This is a genomic window from Mucilaginibacter rubeus (assembly GCF_003286415.2).
In the GTDB taxonomy this organism is placed as follows: domain Bacteria; phylum Bacteroidota; class Bacteroidia; order Sphingobacteriales; family Sphingobacteriaceae; genus Mucilaginibacter; species Mucilaginibacter rubeus_A.
Map to the genome: position 1 here is coordinate 3,849,518 of NZ_CP043450.1, position 21,618 is coordinate 3,871,135.

The following is a 21,618-nucleotide window of genomic DNA, read 5'->3' on the forward strand; positions in this document are numbered from 1 at the left end:
AGCCCTAATTTGGTATTAACTATTTGAAAAAACTTTTACACTTTATCATGAACTACAACAAAATCAACAACCTTTTGGGCTGGCTTTGTTTTACCCTTGCATCCCTAACTTATATCCTTACTTTAGAGCCCTCTGTAAGCTTCTGGGATTGCGGCGAATTTATTTCCTGCGCCTATAAACTCCAGGTTTCGCACCAACCCGGATACCCGCTTTTTGCTATGATAGGCAAAGCTTTTTCCCTGCTATCCATGGGCGATAGAACTAAAGTGGCGTACTTCACCAACCTTGGTTCGGCATTGGCCAGCGGCGCTACTATTATGTTTTTATTTTGGAGTATAACCGCATTTGCCAAAAAGCTCCTCGCTATAAAAGATTCCCAACTAAACAAAACCCAAACCTTACAAATAATGGGTGCCGGGTTAACCGGTGCCCTTGCATTCGCCTTTACCGATACCTTTTGGTTTTCGGCGGTTGAAACCATTGTTTTCGCCTGGTCGTCGTTATGCACGGCGGTAGTATTCTGGGCAATTTTAAAATGGGATGCCGTTGCAGATGAGCCAAGAGCCGACAGGTGGCTGGTGTTCATCGCCTATATCATTGGTCTTTCCATAGGCATTCACCTGCTTAACTTATTGACTATACCGGCCCTGGTTATGGTTTACTACTTTCGCAGGCATAAAAAAATCAATATCAAAAGTGGCCTTATCGCATTCGCTATCAGCATCCTGATATTGGCTTTTGTGCAGTTTGGGATAAGGGGATATACCATCGCGCTTGCTGCCCGGTTCGATCTGTTTTTTGTGAACACTATGGGCTTAGGTTTCGGAAGCGGCGTTTTATTCTTCTTTTTATTGCTGATAGGATTGTTGGTAGCCGGTATCTGGTATAGCATTCGCAAGCAAAAACACTTTTTAAATGTGGGCCTGCTTTGCATCGTATTCATTTACTTTGGATACAGCTCATTTGTTTATATCCCTATCCGGGCATCGGCAGGTACTAATCTTAATAATTCGCACCCAAGTGATGCATTTACCATGGTTGAATATCTTAACCGTACGCAATACGGCGAAACACCCTTATTAAGCGGCCCCTACTTTGATGCCAAGATAACCGACGTTACCGATGGTACACCGCTATACCGCAAAGGCAAAAACAAATACGAGGTTGCATATAACAAACCTAATTATGTTTATGATCATACCAGTATTTTGCCCCGCATGTGGTCGACAGAGGAGAATACCACCTATACCCAGGATGCCCAATTTTACCGCGACTGGCTGCAACTGAGTGATAACGCCACTCCTACTTTCTCGGATAATTTAAAGTGGATGTTCAGCTGGCAAATGTACCAGATGTACTGGCGCTATTTTATGTGGAACTTTGTTGGCCGCTACAGTGACGACGACATGGAAGGCCAAACCAATATGAACGGCATTGGCGGCAACTGGACATCGGGTTTATTCAATAACACTTCCAATACACCCAAGTTTGTTTTGAACAATGTTACCTACACTCCACTTTATGCTTTGCCTTTAATTGTTGGTTTATTAGGAATGCTGTATCATTTCCAAAAAAGACGAAAAGATGCACTGGTAATCACATTACTATTCTTTTTCACCGGACTGGCCATTGTGTTGTATGTCAACCAACCGTCGGTACAACCGCGCGAACGTGATTACTCATACGTTGGTTCGTTTTATGCCTTCGCTATTTGGATTGGCGTAGGATTAATCGCGTTGATTGACCTGGTACCTAAAAAGATCAATCCGCGATTCGCAACGATTGGGGCATTTGTACTTTGCACCATCGTTGGCCCTATTTTATTGGCGAGTAAAGAATGGAAAAACCACGATCGTTCAACCAAAATGGCAGCTCATGATATGGCTTACAACTACCTAATGTCGTGTCCCAAAAACGCTATCCTGTTTGATCTGGGCGATAATGATACCTACTCGTTATGGTATGATCAGGAAGTGGAAAATATTCGCCCCGACGTACGCATTGTAAACCTGAGCCTGTTAAGTGCCGATTGGTCGGTAAGGCAGATGCAGCGTAAAATAAACGAGGCCGAAGCCCTGCCTATCACCATGAACTTTGATAAATACAAGTTAGGCACACGCGATGTAATCAGGTATAATGATGCAAAAATACCGGGGTATGTTGATGTGAAAGATATATTTGATTTTATTACCTCAGATGATAAACGCACCCGGGTTGAATATACCAACGGCACTACCGAAAACTATTTACCAACCAAAAACTTCAAGCTTGCGGTTAATGCAGTCGATGTAATGAAAAACAAGGTGATCACGGCTGAGCAAAAAGGGTTATTGACGGATACCATTAAATGGAAATTTCCTCCTAATTACATTACCAAAGAAAACCTTGCTATGATTGACATCCTGGCCCATAACGACTGGAAACGACCAATTTGTTTTACCACCTCTATCGGGCAGACAAGCATGGTTGGGCTACAGCCTTATTTATATCAGGAAGGTTTTGCGTACCGATTGTTGCCATTCAAAACAGATTCATCATTAGCAGATCAGCTTTCAAAAACCAACAGCCTGGTGATGTACAGCAACATGATGACCAAGTTTAAATTCGGTAATTTTAAAACCGCCAAATACCTTGATCAGCAATCAACAACCATGTTTTATCCGCAAATGGTATCAGCTTTCTCGGATCTTTCGACAGGGCTGTTAAAGGACGGGCATCCTGATCTTGCACTTAACGCGCTGCATAAATATGAAGAAGTGATGCCTGATATCAACCCTAATTTTATGGCTGCACAAGGTAAAATTACTATGGCCGACACTTCCTACAAGCTTGACTATGCAAAACTGGGCAACAAGCTAATCAAAAGCGTTAACGGGTACCTTACCGATAAGCTTGACTATAATTACCATCAATTGCAAAAGGATACAGGCCGGTTAAGCCCGCGCGACGTGCAGATCAGCATGTCGTTACTAAACAATATGGTTGCCATTACACATAACAGCAACCAAATGGAGTTAAGTGGTCAGTTATTGGCCCAGCTTAATGATTATGCCGATAAGTTTAAAAGTATTCTCCAGCTCTAAACAACCAACATATATATGCTATGGGGCGGGCTATTTAATTTAGTCCGCCCCTTTTTTATGTTTTAGTAATTCACGTATTTTTCATCGAAGGTACCATCGGCATACAGGTCAATCAAACCATAGCCGGGCGCCGTTTCGCGGCGGTTACCCTCCCACCAGGCACCGGAAACAGCGCCGTTACACAGGTAAGTAACATTATTATAAACCACTTTATCGCGCATGTGCAGGTGCCCGCTCAGGCATAACTTCACGTTAGGGTGCTGATAAAACAGGTTAATGATCTTAGCCGTATCAGTGTGCATATCGCCGCCAAGCATAGTCCATTTGTTTACAATATCATCTTCAATCATCAGCAAAGCGGTAAGTATCGGAATGTGCGACATTACCATCACCGGCATATTAGCATCGGTAGCTTTCAGTTCGTCGCTAAGCCAGTTAAACTGCTCATCGCCCAGTTTGCCTATGTACCAGGTATTATCAATATCCAAATGCACACTATCAAGCACAATGATTTTCCAGCCGTTTTTAACCATGCTGTAGTATGGTTTTACAAGCTGCAGCTTATCTAAAGCATATTTTTTGCCATAGATGGCCTGGCCTTTATCATCCTCATACCACCAGATATCATGATTACCTAAACAATAATGAACCGGCAAACTACATTCATTTTTCATGATGTTTTGCACCAGTTTCCATTGATCGTTAATAGTGCCGATGTTTTCTTTATTCATATCAAAAACAATATCGCCACCATTTAATACCATATCAACTTTAGGTGTTTGTTGTTGCAGATGGTGCAGGCACCTCGTAAACCTCGCGGGTGCATCAAACTTATCTTTCAGGTGCACATCGGTAATATGGGCTATCCGTAACGAAGGTTTGGCCAATGTTGTTGTTTTGCCAAGTGCCAATGAAGGCACCAAAAGCAGGCCGCCTATATTTTTTAATGCCGATCTTCTTTCCATTATTGTATAAATACTGCCCCTAAAAACACAGGCAATAGCAAGTTCAAAAATACATTTATATTGCTCCTGACATACCGGAACCTTTGTTAAACTTTTATTAAGAAACAAATGCTATGTTTCTTAAAAACAAAAAGCCTCCTGAATTAACAGAAAGCTTAATGTGATTTGTGTAGGAATGGTTAAAGTATTGTTAGGGTAATAAACCTATTATTTTATTTATTGTAGATATGATCTACCTTGTCATGTAATCAATTTCAGTTTCTGAAATCATTTTCGGCCCCGGCCGCAAATTTGGTTTCATAAATTGATTCTTTATTTTGCAGTACCGATTTATAATAAAGCAGCAGAAAATCGTAAACGCCCAGCTCATAAACACGCTGCCTTGTTTTAAACAAACGGTTCATATTCATTTGAATAAGGCTGATTACAAGCAAATTCAAATCCTGAGGCACAGTTCCGGATGAAATGAGTTCATTAAGTAATAAAGCAACAGGCTTGTTATTTAAACTCCGGTACCTGAGCAGGTCATCACCTGTAACTATAGCCCCTTCAGCAAAAAGCCCTTCAATCCTGCTTTTGTAGTGCCTGTATTTAAATGTAAGCTGTTTTGAAAGCAGGTTATCATAATTAACATCGGGGTAAGATGAGGCCACAAGCAATTCCATCAGCTCGGTTTTCTGCGAAAGCTGAAAGTCAAAGTCATCCAATAACCTGTCAATTGATAAAAGTCCCCAAAGCCATCGCACTTCATCAAAGTTCTCGGTCATTTCGGCCCTTGATATAAGGCTGGCTACGGCAAGGCTGTCATTAAAAAACAACTGCTCTACAAGTTCTATCGATGCTTCACCGTAGCGCTCCAATTCGCGCTCATAAGTATCAAACTGAACCTTCCAGATCTGCTTTGATTTAATCAGGGCCGAAAAAGTGCTGTTAACACTTTGAATCACCCTACCTAGCGCAAATACCGACGCAAGGTGGACCCTGAAACGGATATGTGGCTCTGGATCGGCATATCGCACGTAAAACCACTGATCTATCAAGTCTTCGTGATAAAGTTTTTTGCTTAGTTGGATCAATTCGTTACCAATTACCTGCTCAGCGGTTTTAACCCCGCAATATAGTTTTACGTACAGCCATTCATCGCCCGGGAAAAACTGCCTTTTTGCCGCGTTTGTACTTAATGGCATCATGTTTCCATACTTACCGGTTGTTTTTTCGCCGCGTTTTAAAACAGCAACAAACTGGTTCCCGATAAGCTTTTCGTCTTTCTTTTTAAGAACAATGTTTTTGCGTTCGCCGATGTATTCGCGCAAAACAACTTCATTCCTTTTTTTGCACGATGAAAGCCATGCCGCAACCTCAAGTCGGCTACCGGTGTGTACAACCAATTCACTGTCGGTATCTGTAAAAACAAAAGCATCCGGCAAATCCCAGTATTTAATAAACTTTGCCCAGGCCTGATCGTAATCAACAGCTAAATCTTTTGATAACTGTTGTAAATCGGCATTGGCCATGTACCATGTTTTTAAGGCTAATATTACGCCCTCATAAACTACTCTTGGCGTTCTGGTTACCCCAAGTTTAGGTAATATATCAAGATTAAAACCAAGCTGATATTTTGAATCCTGGCATTGCAAGTCGGCCAGGAACTGATATACAGGCAATGATGTCATGCCATAATTATACGCGGTATTTAACCGTGGAATAATCCGTTTACCCAATTTAGCAGAGCGTAGTATAATATTGTTCCCTTTAACAGATATTAATAGATCTGTTAAGTTAACCTCCTGATCACCGGCACTTAGCTGTGTTTGTAACGGCGAGTTCCGATATGGCGCGGATGTAAAGCTTCCCAAACTGTCATCTGGTGTATGTATAATTTCGGCTACTATCGCCGGCTCATAAATACGAGCCTCTGTTTCGGCAATCTCTTCAAGAATCTGTCCAAAATTCCGATCGGCACCCGCCAGGCGGCCAAGCATGGCAGTACCTGCCGGCCAGCCGCAATGTTCAAGATAAAGCAAAGGCTCATCATGCCCCGAAATGCGGAACATTACCGAAAAACTCGGCGGCAATTCATCATCTGCGATTTTAACATTCTCAAACTGTGATTTTTGTAAATGAATAACTTCTTGTCCGGGATTGTTAACAATTTGACCAATAAGCCATTTCACAGCATCGGTATATTGAGGATCTTTATTACCGGTTGTACGGCCTGAAGACTCTGCAGACCGCTTTCCGGTATAACCGATGCCTTTTTCAGGATCGAGCGCATCTGTTAGTCGCACCTCCTGCTCATGATAGCGGTCACTAAAGCGCTTTATAAATGTCTTTAAATTTTTACTTTGATTCCGGGGTGAAATCCGGTTAAGCATATCAATAGCATCAAGCAATTGATCGGCATAAGCTTTATCAAGCGTAGCCGAAGCCCCCTGCCTAAAATAATCTACCTGCAACAGTGTTCCCTGTGAGGTATCCCCTGACAAATCTTTCAAAATCATAGCTACCTTATTATTTTTCTTAATTACACTATCGGTGCCGGGCAGCACCTCCTTAATCGCATTCAGCGTTGATAAACAAGCTTTCGCTTCCGCGCTTGTTTTTTCTAACCGCGTAAAAATTTCAATAGCCTGGTCAAGGTATTCTTTACCTTCCACACAAGGCTCAAGCTCGCTCCATAAAACCTGGCTTTCAATCAGCTGGTTCAAAAAAACTAAAGCAGACTCCTCAGTTTTCCCAAGTGCCTGCATTATAAATAGCCTTATTGAATCATATGACCTAAAACCGTCGCAAAACCCAATAACCGACCGAAGGTCATCAGATATCTTTACCGACGAGGCTTTATATTTACCACAGTTTAAAGTTTGATAGTCAATCTTGCTGTAAGATCCGTTTAGCGTATACAGTGTTTTATTTACCCTGTAATTCAGTAATGATCTTATAACTTCATCATTTAAAAACTGATGAGTTATATTGACAGCAGCAGCAACGTTTAGCCTTATATGCTGGTAAACCCCGCCAAGCTGCAAATCGGTACGCTCGCCCCAATTAACGGCGGCGCAACCTGCAAACAACCCTGACGGATTGACGCCTGTCGCGCTCCGGTTTATAAATTTGGCAATGGTTATTTCAAGCTTCTCCCTTTTTTTTTGATCGCTTATATCATCAATATTTAAAACTGCTTCATACAGATCTTTGGATGTAAGCCAAAGCGCCTGCATAAACAATTCATCTTTAGCAAATTTTCTGACATCAGCAGACGTTAAGACCTCACTGCTGTCAAAAGCAGGAAACCTTAACATCAAGCTTGACGAAAATTTATATAGCTCAGATAATTTTGTTGCTTTCATAACAGCCGGCTATTGTTAAATAACCTAATTGATGAAAAACGTTTAGTTCAATTCATTTAAATGGCACCACGATGTGGGATGGCCCAATTAAATAATACCAGTAACTGTGTTAGTTGTAACAGTTTCAGTAGTTGTTTGCGTCATAATAAACCCTGCCTGGTTACCATATTTTGTTGCATTACCGGTAAAAGCCCTGTTTAACACCTGTACTTGTTTAATTTGGATTTTTGGTAAAGCGGCTTTGTCGTGATTTTTCATAATTTTAAACTTTTAAATGGCTATGGATAGTTGATTATTTAACCTTGATAGTATAAATGTGGTTAACAGCCATTTACAGAGAAAAAAATTAGTACCAATGCCCGTTTCCGAATGACCAAAGCCGCTTTTAAGCGTGACGAAAAAAAATAACAAGAGGACTTTTACAGTGAATAAGAAAAACCTAAAGGCAATATTTCAGCACCTGATTTTTTGGATTATTTATCTGCTTTATGAAGAAGTGATCGCTTACTTCGCCGGCATGGGGGTGGAGTTTCCTAACACTATTGTTGCCTTCACCGTTAACGCCGGCGTATTTTATAGTATCTGGGGCTTTTACAAATTCTTTAAAAAGAAAATCGGGAACAAATTGCTTTTGGTAATAGTAATCTTTGCTGTTTCGGCAGTTATCATTACCATATCGGCTTACTTAAAGGCATTTTCATTTATCGTTTTCCTGCACAGCTCACTTAAAGTTTACGGAACCCCTACGCGAATTCTGACTTTTGTAATGCGTTCAATTTATTTTGCAGTAATGGGTGCAGCTTATGGCTTTGCGAGAGAAGTAATATTAAAAGAGCGTGAAGCCGCCCAACACAGACTTGAAAAAGTGCAAATGCTTGAGCAACAGCAAAAATTAGAAAAACAGGCACTACAGGCCGAGTTGAATGTAATAAAATCACAGATCAACCCGCATTTTGTATTCAACACCCTGGGGTTTTTATATGCTGAAACTTACAAAAAGCTTCCGGAGGTTGGGCAGTCAATTATTACATTGTCAAATATCATGCGTTACGCCTTAACCAAAAATGAGGATGGATACAGCAGTCTTGAAAGTGAGCTGGCCTATATTAAAGATTTCATAAAAATTCATGAAAGCCGGAGCAAAGCTTTTTTTATGAACATCAGTATCGAAAACGTTTTAAAACCGTATAGGGTAGTTTCATTGATTTTAATTACGCTTATCGAAAACATGTTTAAGCATGGCATTTTTAATCAAAACACCAAAGAAGCAGCTTTGAACATTGCCGTTGAAGATGGGAAACTGCATTTTTACTCGCTTAATTACAAAAACAATAACAGCGTAAATAAAGTACAATCAAACGGGATAGGGCTGAATTATATCCGTGAAAGATTAACGGATGAGTATGGCCCTGATGGATATGAGCTATTGGTAAATGAAACACATAATAGCTATGAGTGTAAACTTATTATGCCTTTAAAATATCATGAAAGTAATTAATTGTATTATTGTTGAGGATGAGCCTTACGCTATTGATATTTTAAGCGATTTCATATCAAAAGTGCCGTTCATTAATCTTACTCAAACTTTTACAAATCCAATTGAGGCATTATTGTATTTGAAAGAATCGGCAGTCGACCTTATATTTCTTGATATTAATATGCCCGAACTTTCGGGTATCGACCTGATTAAGATGCTCCCTAAAAACACTGAGGTTATCATAACATCAGCCTTTAGTGAATTTGCACTTGCCGGCTTCGAGAACAACGTACTTGATTACCTGCTCAAGCCTTTCGCTTTCGACAGATTTTTGCAGGCCGCTCAAAAGGCGCTTGATAAACTTTTATTGCTTGCAGCAAACAAACCCTCGCAGGTAATTGACATGCAACCTAAATCCGATTCGTTTTACCTGAAAACAGATCGGGGTAAAATTGTAAGAATAAACTTTGATGATATAATTTATATAGAGGGACTTAAAAACTATTGCTCAGTTTTTACAGAAACAGAAAGGCACATTTCGCTGGTAAGCATGAAAACGCTGGCCGACAGTCTGCCGCAGGAAGATTTTGCACGTACCCATAAATCATATATCATAGCTTTAAAACGCATCAAAGCGATAGACGGCAACATGGTAATATTTGATAAAATCAAAGAAAAAGTTCCTATAGGGGTTACTTATCGCGACGGATTTTTTGCTTTGCTCAATAACAAGATGTTTAAATAGATTACGGTTTTCCCTTTCTTGCTTTTTCCGATTTGAGAAATTTTAAAAGCAACCCGTAAAGGATGCATTCATGCAGGCGTTGTTGCGTATTGAAGTAACGATTAACGGCCATATGGATTATACTACTTAAAAACTTGGCATTCCAGTTGATATTATACTTTTGAAGCAGCAATTCAACCCGTTTTCTTTTTTGCTGAAGCAGGTCATCATACGCCAATAGCAGGTTATTTAAACTACTATGATATTTCCGGTATAACTGATCAATCTGTATTTTAACAGCTTTGTCATCAAACTCGGTAAAAAAGTAAGCCTGTTGTCGCTCAACAAATTGCAGCTGATCGGCAAGGTCTGTACTCATCAGGTTAAGATAATCTTTGATGAGCCAAAAAATCAGGAGCCAATCTTCAGTATCATAGCGGTTACTTTCAAGCATCCTGAACACATTGCAACAAAACATAGTTTCGATACAAAAAAGCCCTTCAGCCTGTTCTATCTGCTGCCCATAACGCTCCAGCTCGCGCACATAAGTATCAAGCTGCACAACATGAACCTGGCCGCTCAGTAAAAATGGCGACAGCACCTCCCGTATTGCCAAATAAACCTCCTGAAAATCAACTTCATCAAGCAGGTTTACCCTCACCCGGATGTGATTATCAGGATCATGGTACCTGATAAAAAACCATTGTTTTATTTTTATCTCAGCCGAGTAATTTAACAGCTCATCAAGCTTTAACAACACCTCGTTGGCAATATTACTGCTGAGGTATAACTTGATGAACAGCCACTCGCTGCCCGGAAAAAAGTTTCGCTGCAGCGTATTTTCGACATACTGAAAATAAAGAGGCGTTAATGGCCTGTCGAAATGAAAGGGCGCTACAAACTGGTGCATATAAGGGTTTCCTTCCGCATCCTTTACAACGGCCTCATGCTCAAGATGAATGCATTCGGAGAAAATCAAAACCGGGGCTTGCCTTGTTATTTCCTTTGCAAGCACCTGCATACTTATCTCATTTCCGGTATCAATAAGCAATTCGTTATCGCCTTTTACAATATAAAATTTATCGGGTATCAGCCATTCTTTGCTGAAGCTACCAAACAGATCACAAAATTTATCTGTGAATTTTTCGGCCTTGCAAAGCTCGTCTAAAATGGCTGGAGTAAACTTCCAGGTAGCCCGGTGCAGGATGAGGCCAAAACCGGTTTCAACCCGAGGGAAAAACACATAATCATTTGCGAGCGCCCCCCAGTTAAAACTCAGGCTTCCGTTACCGCGCTGATGTTGAATATCGCACAAAAAGGTATAAATAGGATGTTGCGACCGGTTATAATTATAAGCACTACTTAACCTTGGGATTACTTCTTTCTGATGCTTTTTTGAAAACAGTTTAAATACATTTTGCTCAAGCTTGATATAAATATCATCAAGCCGCAAAACTGACTTACCTTTAGCGTCATCAATATAAGCCAGTTCATGAGGCCAAAACTGTGGATGCATCATAACGTTCAGGATGCGTTCCTCAGGCATGTGAATTATTTCGGCAAACATCGCGTCGGGACTATTATCAGCCTCTTTTGTTGCTATATCCAAACCTGCTTTGTGTATTTCGGCGTCCCCCATGGCAAACCGCGCTATCATACTTAGGGCTCCCGGGCCTGTAACCCTTTCAAGAAATAAAAGATCGTTATCGAAAACCTGAAAAAGCGCGCACATAGAAAAAGGCAGGTTATCTGTGCTCCGCTCTTTAACAAAATTATTGGGAATAATAACCTTATACTGTTTCTCTATTTTGGCACGATTGAGCAGGTCAAGCATTTTAAAATCAATCTCTGTATAATCTATCAACGAAGGAGTACCCTCACTGCCGGCATACAAACCTTCGGTAAAAAGGGTTTCATGTTCATACCATTGCCCATATTCAATTCCGGTATCGGTATCAAATGCCTCCAGAAGCGGCACGCTTTGTTCTTCATATCTTTTCCTGAACCGCGCCTTAAATTGCTCTATCCTTTTATTGGGTACCGGCGGATTCAGGTTATTCAATAAGGCAATGCCTTTCCCTATTTTCCACTGGAGTGATTTATCAAGTTCCTGCTCGTTTAGTTCATTAAATCGGGTAATATGGATCTGATCTTTGAGCTCCCGCCCGGTTATCTGGTTGGTAAGTTGTTCAATGAGGGTGTAAAATGAGAACCAGTTCGGGTTATCAGGATGGTAACTATTTACCTCGCTAATCAGATTTATTAATGCATCAACGGTATTGTTTAACCCGGTATCGTCCGTTTTCTGCAAAAAGACAGGGAAATCATAACCTATTGCCGGTTCAAATGCAGGTTTTAGTAACTGCCCTTCTATAAGGTCATCAATAAAGGCTATAAAATCATCCTGTTCAAAATCCGGAAACTTTTCCAGCAATTGTTGCTTATTCCATATTCCGTCGCCAACAACATTAATTATCTCGTCAAGCACGTTATTACTTTCAAGAGCACTTACCTGGTAAATTCTTTGATCATCAATAATTTGATAAGTAATAAAACGTAAATCGCCACCAACTTTGTAAAGCGTATTATTAAGCTTATAACCCGCCAGTAGCTGATTGGCGCTTTCAATTTGTTTGGCGAGCGAGAAGCTCACCACAGCATCGGGTACAGTATACTTTCTGAATTTTGCCGAAAGTTTTACTTTATTGATTTCGCCCCAATAAACCGACGAACAACCAGCAAACAAACCAAATGGCGTGGCCCGGTTTGCCATACGCGCCATGTACTTATAAAAACTTGATAATAATTGAGCTTCTTTGGCATGGGATTGCTCGCCCGCAAACAAAATATCAAGTTCGTTATAAAGCGATTTGCTTGCTATATAAATACTTTCCTTTATTAGTCTGTTATTCCATAAAGTAAGTAAACTATTTTTCCCAAGCTTTTGCCTGTATGACAAAGCAGCCGAGCGTAAAATTAAACCGTTAATAAAATTAACTTTCATCTGTATATAAAAAGGCAAGGTCAGGTATATAATAGCGAACTTAAGTTAAGCTATTTTAGTTAGCGGGCAAAAACTGCATTTATATGACACATAATTTCAATAAAAAATGGGGCAGTTACCTGAATAAGGCACTGCCCCATTTATGGGCAAATGTAATAAGCAATTCGGATTTAATATCTAATAATAAGTATTATCCATAATTTAATTAGCTAATAAGTATTAATCCGTATTGTTTTTCCCGCCTCTGAATATCATCCTTAAAGCTTGATCTCTTGTTAAAAACGCCACAGCCCAATTATACAAGGTTTTAATTTTATTATTATAATTCACCAATGATATCAAATGAATAAATAACCATACAAACAAAGCGGCAAAACCGCTCAGGTGCACCTTATGCTTAAACAGGTCAACAACGGCATTGTGCCGGCCAACAATGGCCATATCACCCCTGTCAAAATATTTAAATGGCTTTATATTTTTACCTTTTGCTATGGCTATAAAGTTTTTAGCTGTATTGCGCCCCATTTGTATAGCCACCTGTGCCAGCTGCGGGTGACCTTTAGGATAAACCGGATCAGTCATCTGTATACTTATATCGCCTATAGCATATATATCTTCCAGATCTTTCACCCGGTTGTATTCATCGGTGATCATCCGGCGGCCAATCCCCAAACTTGCGGCGGGTATACCTTCAAATGTATTGGCAATGATACCTGCAGCCCAGATCAGGGTTTTAGCTTCAAGCGTTTCGCCGTTGGCAAATGTTACCACACCATTGCTAAAATCACTTACATGGGCATTCAACTTAACTTCAACACCCAAATCAATAAGCGCCTGGCGGGTTTCGCTATGGGTTTTATCACTCATTGGAGCAAGCAAATAGGGACCGCCATCAACTATATAAATTTTCCCCCTGGCATTAGTTAATTCAGGATAATCTTTTTTAAGGATATAGTTTTTCATTTCGGCCAGCATACCTGCCACTTCCACACCAGTAGGGCCACCACCGGCAACAACTATGGTTAAAAGCTTTTGGCGCTCAACCGAATCGGTAGTAATGGCCGCCTTTTCCATCGTTTTAATAAGACTGTTACGCATATACAACGCGTCGTCAATTTCTTTAAGTGATATAGCATTCTGCTTAACGCTTTCGATACCGTAAAAATTGGTGCTGGCGCCAGCCGCAAATACAAGGTAATCATAAGACAGCTCCCCGTCGGTTAAATACAGGATCTTCGCTGCCGGATCAACCTTAACTACAGCGGCCATCCTAAAGTTTAACCTTTTATCCCTGAATAATTTACGAAATGGATAACTAATACTTGATGGTTCAAGGAAGCTGGTTGCTACCTGGTACAGCAGCGGTGTAAAATAATTGTAGTTATTTTTATCAACCAGGGTTACATCATAGTGCTTATTTTTATATAGCTGCTCGGCAACATTAAGACCGGCAAAGCCGCCGCCAACTATTACTATCTTTTTTTTATCACCGTTGGGTGTTACGCTTGTCATGATATTTAATATTTATAATCGTTTTGCAGACAGACGAAGCAGGAAAAGACTGATTTCAAAAAAATATCCCGGCTTTATTTGCCTTGTTTTTCTAACATAAATTTACTGAGTTTCTTAAAAAACAGCCTCATCTTAGTGTAATTATTACACACTTAAAATCAACCTCATTTTCACTACTTTAATCTCCTTTAACAATACAAAATGCAAGTTAATCGCCAGTAAAAAATGTACAAAAGGCTGATAATTTGGTCGATTTTACTGTTGCCGGTAATTAATGATCCGGGTATGACATACAGCAGATTAAAGTGTAAACAAGGCCTTATTTTTAATCACCTCAGATACTACCGGGCACATAAAAACACAAGCATTTACTAAACTGTGCTATCCATTAAAAACCGTAAATTTAATACTATGAAGATGATCCCGCTTTTTAAATGCCGCGACTTGAAGCAGTCTGTCGGTTTTTACACCAATGTGCTCAACTTCAGGCTAAAATATCCTGAGGAAACAGCCGATGACGGTGTTGTTGACCTGATCAATGAATTTGGGGAACTACAGCTAACGGTGTATGAAAGCGACCGGCTGTTTGGCTCGGTGGTAAATGTTTGGGTTGATGATGTAGACAACAGGTTTAAATTTTATGTTTCCCGCGGACTTGATACTTCAGGAAAAGAAAACTCACCCGTTCACCAGGGGCCAACCGACCAAACCTGGGGAACGCGCGAGTTTTATGTTACCGATATGGATGGCAATACTTTACGCTTTTGCCAGCCGCAGCAATAAATATTACTGAATTACTTTAACCCCGGCAGGGGCTTTAATGGTTGATTCTATCTTCCCGTTGGCCTGTTTATCGTGCCTGATCTTCACTACACCGTATGGTGTTGGATATGTACCTTCGGCAAAGTTTAAATCGCCTAAATGAGGCTCAATTTTGATAACCTTGCAACCCGGAGCCACCACCTTTACACCAAGTACGTACTCAGTTAACCATGGTGTTGGCCCCGATGCCCAGCCATGCGACAAGCTATGCCTGAAACCCTTGTAACAATAAGCGCCGTAATCGCCATGGATATCTTTTTCCCCCTCGGGTACCAATTCATCAATCCGCGAAGCGTTAGGCAGCCAGTCGATATTGAAATCTTCCCAAAATGTGGTAGCGCCGAGGTTTAGCATCGGTCCCCAGAAATTGCGGATAGCATCAATCCCACCCTGGTAGTCGCCTGCTTTGGCTTTGGCCAGCAGCATATAGTATCCAAAAAAGGTTGAGTAATTATGTACCCCGCCAGCCGAAAGTATCTCATTGGCTTTTTGAGCAGGCAATAAACCCGATAGCCCCAATAAAGCGGCGGCTTGCTTTGAACCTCCTGCATCCGGCACGTTGGTTTTAAGTTTGGCAACAGCAGCCTCGCATTTTTTGGCGGTGATCGGATCGTTCAAAACTTTGCAAAGTTCGGCGCCGGCATTCAGGGTCATAACCAGCATGGCTTGCAAACCGGCATGAATAGCAGGTTTATTTTCACTGGATGGCCAGTCTAAAAATCTACCCGCGCCATCAAGCTTCTCACTGCCATTAGCATCAACCTGCACAGCATACTGGTTTAGTAACTTAACCAGGTAAGCCTTTTGCTGTTGCAGATATTTGAGATTGCCTGTGTGCATATACCAATCTCGCTGTATCAGGATCCACCACATGGAGTAAGATACCATACCGTTCATGTACCCCGGCAGCGGGGTAATATCGCGGGCAAGGTCAAGACTTTTAGGAACAACGGGATTATCGCCAAAAACAGCGGCAATAGTTGATGTCTCGGGATGCATATCCCCTACCCAAACCAGCCTGTCGCGTTTGATGCCATCCCAAAGGTAATCCTGCATATTTAGGTGCACGGTATAAGCTCCGGTAAGCCAGATCTTATTAAGCAACGTATCACTGCATTTAAACGAGCCCAGGTAAGGAATATCCCTGTAAATAAAAATAGCCCTCGCCTCTTTTAATTTCAGCTGGCTGTTATCATCAACCAAATCAATCCGTACAAAACGGAACCCGGTGTTGCCAATTTCCAGTTTGCCCAACCATGGCAGCGAAACCACCATATCGCGCATGGCATGATCATTAGTAGCGCCTTTTATGGTATCGATATTGGACATAGCCTCGCTTGCCGATTCACCAAAACGAATCCGTACCCTTACCGGCTTTCCTCCCCTGGATTGATCGGTCACCAATTGCAGGCCGCCATGCAGTTCCCTGCCAAAATCAAGCAGTAAACCCGGTTTCCCCTTTTCATTACTTTGAAGAATGCAAAGGTCGTTCCCCGACAGATCAGCCTGCCCTGTACCTTGCTTCAGCAGTTTTTCAGCATTGGTGATATTGGTAGCTGCGTTCTGCGATTTCCACAGGATACGGACCGGCGAGAGATATTTCCTGACTGTTTCAGTTGATTGCGCTTCGGCAGATCGCTTAGCGTCAAAAACAGGTGGAAGTTTCTGGGCTTTACCGACTGAACAGGCAAGGGTTAATATGAGTATGGATAGGGTTTTCTTCATGTTGGAATTATTATAACAGCTTTAAAAACTCCCCTCTTGAGAGGGGGCGCGATGGCAAAGAGAGGTAGCTGGGGTGTGTTAATACGCCTGACTTATCAAAGCAGAAACACACCCCTACACCCCTCTCAAGAGGGGAATCGCACATGCCATCCCTTTCTTTCTTATTTCATTATCAATAAACCACCGCCCTAACAGTAACCGGACCTGTCAGCCCCGAAGCTTCAAGCTGGCTTTCGGGCTTGTAAGGATTAACGGTTGTCCAGGTGTGACGTTCATTAGGCTGCAGCTTACTATCACCAATTAAGCGGTTAACCCAGGTGTTTACTACTTCAATATCTACGGTGTTACTGCCTTGCTTCAGTGCCCTGGTTACATCAAGCTGATAAGGTGCTGTCCAAACGCCACCTACCGCTATGCCGTTCACTTTTACTTTAGCCATTGCTTTTACCTGGCCCAGATCAAGCAGCAGGCGTTTACCTTTTTCTATCTGGGCTATATTAAACGTGTTATGATAAACCGCCGGACCCGAATAGTATTTGATATCATCCTCCGGCCTTAATGTCCAGTCTATTAATTTATCAAAAGTAACAGGGTTTGCAGGCCCCCATCTTTTCGGATCAAAGGTAACCTGCCATGGGGTATTTACGTCGACCAAAACCTGTTGATCGGGGAAGTTTTCTCCTTTAGATAAATTGGCGGCGGATGGCTTCCTGAAAATTACAAATGCGCTTTGATAAGCTGCTAATTTTACGGGAACGGTTGTAATAGCTCCCTCCTGTTTATACTCGGGCAGGTTACGGCTGTTGCCTGTTGTAGCATCCCAAAGTTCAGGAGCTTTTCCCTGCACCCGGAAAGCGGCATTGATGTCAATATCCTGGCCTGTTTGGTTGGATACAAAATACACATCACCATCATTCAGTTTACGATGGATAAATAAAGCCTGACCAACGGTATTAAACTTACAATCAGGAGCAACTTTAAGCAGATCAAGCGCCTGTTGTGTATCCATACCGTTTATTACTATCCCCTTACCATACTGATGTGTTTTTACCGAAACGCTATCGATATTGCCCCAAAGCGCTGAAGCCATTTTTTTGATCTCAGCATCGGCCGCACCGTAGTTTTGCAAACTTGGTGAGCGCTCGGGCTTTGGGCCTAATACGGCCAAACCATCGTTAACCAGCTTGGTGATAGTTTTCAGCAATTCAGGTCGCATGGTTGAGAGTTTAGGTAATACTAAAAGCTTATAACTCATGCCGCCGGGCAATACCAGTTTGCCGTTCACAACTTTTGCACGGCCATTCAACACCTCGGCATTAATATAATCGAATGAGTAACCCTGCGGCAATTCCGGATCACGTACACCGGTCATCTTTGGTGCATCTTCACCTATAAAATAAGCCACATCGGCCACATAATTGCCCTGCCTTAGCATATAATTACAGCGCTTGATATAGCTGGTAAACATATCCATATCGTAAAACCAAGTATTGTTGCGGTTAAACTCGTTACCAAACCAGGCATTAGCTCCGGGCAACCTGTTATCGGCAGGCTGTGTTACATACACATGCAGCAGGGTGTTATTGATCCCCTCGGTAAAAAAGCGGTCGCCACGTTGTTTCATCATAGCCGGATAACGCGAAAACGGGCCTCCTGCACAGGTAAATGATTCGGCAGAAACCTTGGTTTTACCATAAATATGTGCCGACGATGAAGCCGCCCGGTTTTCAATATTACCCAGATCGCCCTCGCTCCAAAACTCACCACCTATCTCATCCGATTGGCCACCGTACTGCAAAAACTCGCCGGGAAATCCCCAATGTCCATAATTTTCCAGCCAGGTGGTAAGCCCGTGTTTATGACTGGCATCCCTCAACCCACCAACGTAATCATAAGCTACCCTATCAGCAACAAAACGGCGCAGGTCCCATAAAAACCTGTCACTTTGATCCTGGCTGCCTACTACACTGCCGTTAAGTACCGGCAGGTAAGGCAAAGCATCGTAGCCATATTTAACCTTAAAGTTTTTGAGCATATCATCCGTCCAGTTCTGGCTACCGGTTTCATAGCTATCTTCAACAGCTACTTTAAAGCTTTTGCGATCGGCCGCGGGGATACGCTTTATAATTTGACCCAGGAAAGCATCAAAATGCGAGGCGATATGCTTTTTGCTCATCTTATCGATCTCGAGCCCGCGACCTTCGGGCGGTGCGGGGGCATTGGTAACCTGCGTCGGTGTCATTCCGGTGCGCATGATGATCCAGTTGTCGGCTGGTACGTCCCACTTCAGGGTACCATCAGCCTGCATATATTTTGAGATATCAATAACCTTTCGCGGATCGATCACATATTGCTGATCATCAACCGCCGGCTGCGGTTTCCATTGATATTCTTTCCAGTACGGAAGCGGTGTCTGGAACATTTTTGCCAGGGTCTTTTCGGCATAATTTTCTACGTTGGGCGATGACGAAATTTTAAGCTCGGCTATATCGCTGCCCTGCGAGCCGTTACTGAACACGATCCTGAAGCTTTGGCTTGTTGTTGCCGGAATAGATATCGTGGCAGGCGAAAAAGGGCTAAAACCCACATTTAAATTAGTATTGCTCCTGTCAACCACAAAGTGCTTAATGGTTTGATAGCTCCCGGAAGCATCGCGGGCCTGGATATCGCCCTCAAACCTCAGTTCCTTGTGTGAAGGATAAAAAACAAAACTGCGTGCCGTATAAGGTGAGGTGGCATCAATAGTCACCGTAGGCTTCGGATCATTTGGGATAGTATACACCGTATTTTCGTTGCCATCCATCAGGTTGTTAGCGTGCGCATCGACAGGTAAGGAACTGATAAATGAACTTACCATCTGCTCGCCGTAGCCCACAGGGGCAGGAAAAGCGATCACTTTTACATCCTGAAATTGTTTTTGGGGTTGATCCAGTTTTTTATCGAGGCTCACAGGCCCCTTAACTGTGATACTTGACGAAGTCAGATACCTCATAGACTGCTCCGGCTTAACCCATGGCCCACCAGACTGGCTCCAACCCGGACCATTGAAAATACCGATATCTATTTTGAGTTTAGTAGCGGTTTTAAGCGCTGTATGCATAATGTCCCACCATTCGTCCGAAAACATTTTCACCTTGCCATAAGGGATTTCATCCAGGCCAACGTTACCGATAAAAGCCCGGTTAATGCCAACCTTTTTCATCGATTCAAGGTCTTTAACCACGCCTTCCTTTGATACATTCCCGGAGATCCAATACCAGTACACACTGGTTTGCACGGAATCGGGCGTGGTTTTAAACCCACTGTAAAGTGGATCGGTTTTAGGTGATCTGGCTTGGGCGAAGCATCGGGCACCAAAACCAATTGCGTTGACCACAAGCAATGTTAGGATGGCCCTTTTGTAGACATTTTGCATCAGGTAGATATTTTGTTTTATAAAGCTTTATACTTCCATACTGTTAAGCAGAATAGTTGAGTTTGTACCCGGAAAAGCTGTTAAGTTTATAATTAAACAATACTAAAGCTTTAGATATGATTTGGCATCCTGTACTATCTTGCCTTAAAAATATATCATGTTATCAACTCAAAATTTATGGCTGCGTTTTGAAGTACTTTGAAAAAAACAATTTCCCAAACTTTTCATTTATCTTGGCGATGGTACCTCAGTTATACAATTCAATAAAAGCGTAACTGTTTATGGAAAACTACACCATAGTTATATTGATCCTCGCTATCATGATCGGCTTATCGGCTATTGCCGATAATATAAAATTGCCCTATCCTATTTTACTCATTGTAGCCGGGATAGCGGTGGGCTTTATTCCGTCTATCCCGGATATTGAGCTTAACCCCGAAATTGTTTTCCTGATTTTTTTACCTCCCTTATTGTACGACGCGGCTTTTAACATATCCTATCAAACGTTTAAAACCAATATCAATACCATAGGTACGCTGGCTATTTCGTTGGTATTTATCACGGCTTCCGGCATTGCAGTGGTAGCGCACTTCATGATACCCGGTATGACCTGGCCGCTGGCTTTTGTATTGGGTGCTATTCTTTCGGCTACAGACGCCGTTGCTGCCATGAGTATCACCAAAGGGCTCGGAATATCGCACAATACCAACACCATTTTGGAGGGTGAAAGCCTGGTGAATGATGCCTCCGCGCTGGTAGCTTACCGCTTTGCAGTTGCCGCCGTAACAGGCGCAGCGTTTATATTCTGGAAAGCGACTTTGGAGTTTTTTATATTGATGGCCGGTGGCTTTGTTGCTGGACTGGTCATAGGAAAAATATTGGCATTCATCATTAAACGGGTACATAAAAATGATATGGTGACAGTTAGCTTTTTGTTGCTGATGCCATTTGTAACCTACCTTGTGGCCGAGCACTTCCATGTTTCGGGAGTTATAGCGGTAGTGGTTTTGGGACTGAGTATTGCCCGTTTCAGCGCTAAGGTTTTCCCCGAAAAATTGAAACAGCAGTCCAAATCAATCTGGGATATCATCATCTTTTTGCTGAATGGGTTGATCTTTATTTTCATTGGCCTGCAATTCCCTTATGTGATCAAAAACATCCCAAAAGCGCAGATATGGCCGTACGTGGGTTACTCTTTCCTGATTACTGTTGTTGCCCTGATATTACGAATGGTACGTGTTTTTCTTCAAAAAGTAAATCTGCAAAATGCTTTCAAAAAGGGAAAGCATAAAATAACCATAGATGCCTTGCTTGATTTTAAAAGCAGTTTGATCATTAGCTGGTCGGGCATGAGAGGAATTGTATCATTGGCTATTGCCATTGGATTGCCGGTTACTCTGGCTGATGGCAGTCCATTCCCCGAGCGCAATGCCATTATATTTATCTCGGTTGTGGTAGTGTTGTTTACCCTGATTGGCCAGGGCCTTACCTTACCGTGGATTGTAAAACGGCTTACTGATGAATAGCAAGTGTAATAAATT

Annotated in this window: 12 protein-coding genes; 5 read left to right on the top strand and 7 right to left on the bottom strand. The window is 42.0% G+C overall.

The window, feature by feature from the left end:
• The first annotated feature begins 47 nt into the window (after positions 1–47).
• Positions 48–3,083 (top strand): DUF2723 domain-containing protein, encoded by a 3,036-nt coding sequence (locus DEO27_RS15175; protein WP_112573850.1) that lies wholly within the window; start codon positions 48–50, stop codon positions 3,081–3,083.
• Between the two features lie 62 nt (positions 3,084–3,145).
• On the opposite strand, the gene DEO27_RS15180 is transcribed toward DEO27_RS15175, so the two are convergent.
• The 3 genes from DEO27_RS15180 to DEO27_RS31470 form a co-directional block, all read right to left on the bottom strand.
• Positions 3,146–4,048 carry a metallophosphoesterase family protein gene (locus tag DEO27_RS15180; protein ID WP_112574005.1) on the bottom strand — a complete coding sequence of 301 codons (903 nt, stop codon included), beginning with the start codon at positions 4,046–4,048 and terminating at the stop codon, positions 3,146–3,148.
• Between the two features lie 254 nt (positions 4,049–4,302).
• Positions 4,303–7,398: a lantibiotic dehydratase gene (locus tag DEO27_RS15185; RefSeq protein WP_112573851.1), complete on the bottom strand. Its 3,096-nt coding sequence runs from the start codon at positions 7,396–7,398 to the stop codon at positions 4,303–4,305.
• Positions 7,399–7,485: 87 nt separating this feature from the next.
• A complete protein-coding gene (locus tag DEO27_RS31470) occupies positions 7,486–7,656 on the bottom strand; it encodes a hypothetical protein (RefSeq protein WP_190295101.1) in 171 nt (56 codons plus the stop codon).
• Between the two features lie 166 nt (positions 7,657–7,822).
• Here DEO27_RS31470 and DEO27_RS15190 point away from each other — a divergent pair, with 166 nt between their 5' ends.
• The gene (locus DEO27_RS15190) at positions 7,823–8,896 is read left to right on the top strand and encodes a sensor histidine kinase (RefSeq protein WP_112573852.1); all 1,074 of its coding nucleotides are present in this window, start codon (positions 7,823–7,825) and stop codon (positions 8,894–8,896) included.
• Complete coding sequence (locus DEO27_RS15195; protein WP_112573853.1) at positions 8,883–9,620, top strand: LytR/AlgR family response regulator transcription factor; 738 nt, start codon at positions 8,883–8,885, stop codon at positions 9,618–9,620. The genes DEO27_RS15190 and DEO27_RS15195 overlap by 14 nt, the downstream gene beginning before the upstream one ends.
• Before the next feature lies 1 nt (position 9,621).
• Here DEO27_RS15195 and DEO27_RS15200 read toward each other — a convergent pair whose 3' ends face one another.
• Complete coding sequence (locus DEO27_RS15200) at positions 9,622–12,603, bottom strand: lantibiotic dehydratase (RefSeq protein WP_112573854.1); 2,982 nt, start codon at positions 12,601–12,603, stop codon at positions 9,622–9,624.
• A 219-nt stretch (positions 12,604–12,822) separates the two neighbouring features.
• Entirely contained in the window at positions 12,823–14,115 is a 1,293-nt protein-coding gene (locus tag DEO27_RS15205) for an NAD(P)/FAD-dependent oxidoreductase (RefSeq protein ID WP_112573855.1), read from the bottom strand.
• Positions 14,116–14,526: 411 nt separating this feature from the next.
• Here DEO27_RS15205 and DEO27_RS15210 point away from each other — a divergent pair, with 411 nt between their 5' ends.
• Positions 14,527–14,898: a VOC family protein gene (locus DEO27_RS15210; protein ID WP_112573856.1), complete on the top strand. Its 372-nt coding sequence runs from the start codon at positions 14,527–14,529 to the stop codon at positions 14,896–14,898.
• Between the two features lie 3 nt (positions 14,899–14,901).
• On the opposite strand, the gene DEO27_RS15215 is transcribed toward DEO27_RS15210, so the two are convergent.
• Positions 14,902–16,662, bottom strand: a complete 1,761-nt coding sequence (locus DEO27_RS15215; RefSeq protein WP_112573857.1) for an alpha-L-rhamnosidase C-terminal domain-containing protein — start codon at positions 16,660–16,662, stop codon at positions 14,902–14,904.
• A 172-nt stretch (positions 16,663–16,834) separates the two neighbouring features.
• The gene (locus tag DEO27_RS15220; protein WP_112573858.1) at positions 16,835–20,077 is read right to left on the bottom strand and encodes a glycosyl hydrolase; all 3,243 of its coding nucleotides are present in this window, start codon (positions 20,075–20,077) and stop codon (positions 16,835–16,837) included.
• A gap of 281 nt (positions 20,078–20,358) precedes the next feature.
• On the opposite strand from DEO27_RS15220, the gene DEO27_RS15225 reads away from it, so the two are divergent.
• Positions 20,359–21,603, top strand: coding sequence for a Na+/H+ antiporter (locus DEO27_RS15225; protein ID WP_112573859.1), 1,245 nt, complete (start codon positions 20,359–20,361; stop codon positions 21,601–21,603).
• The last annotated feature ends 15 nt before the right edge of the window (positions 21,604–21,618 follow it).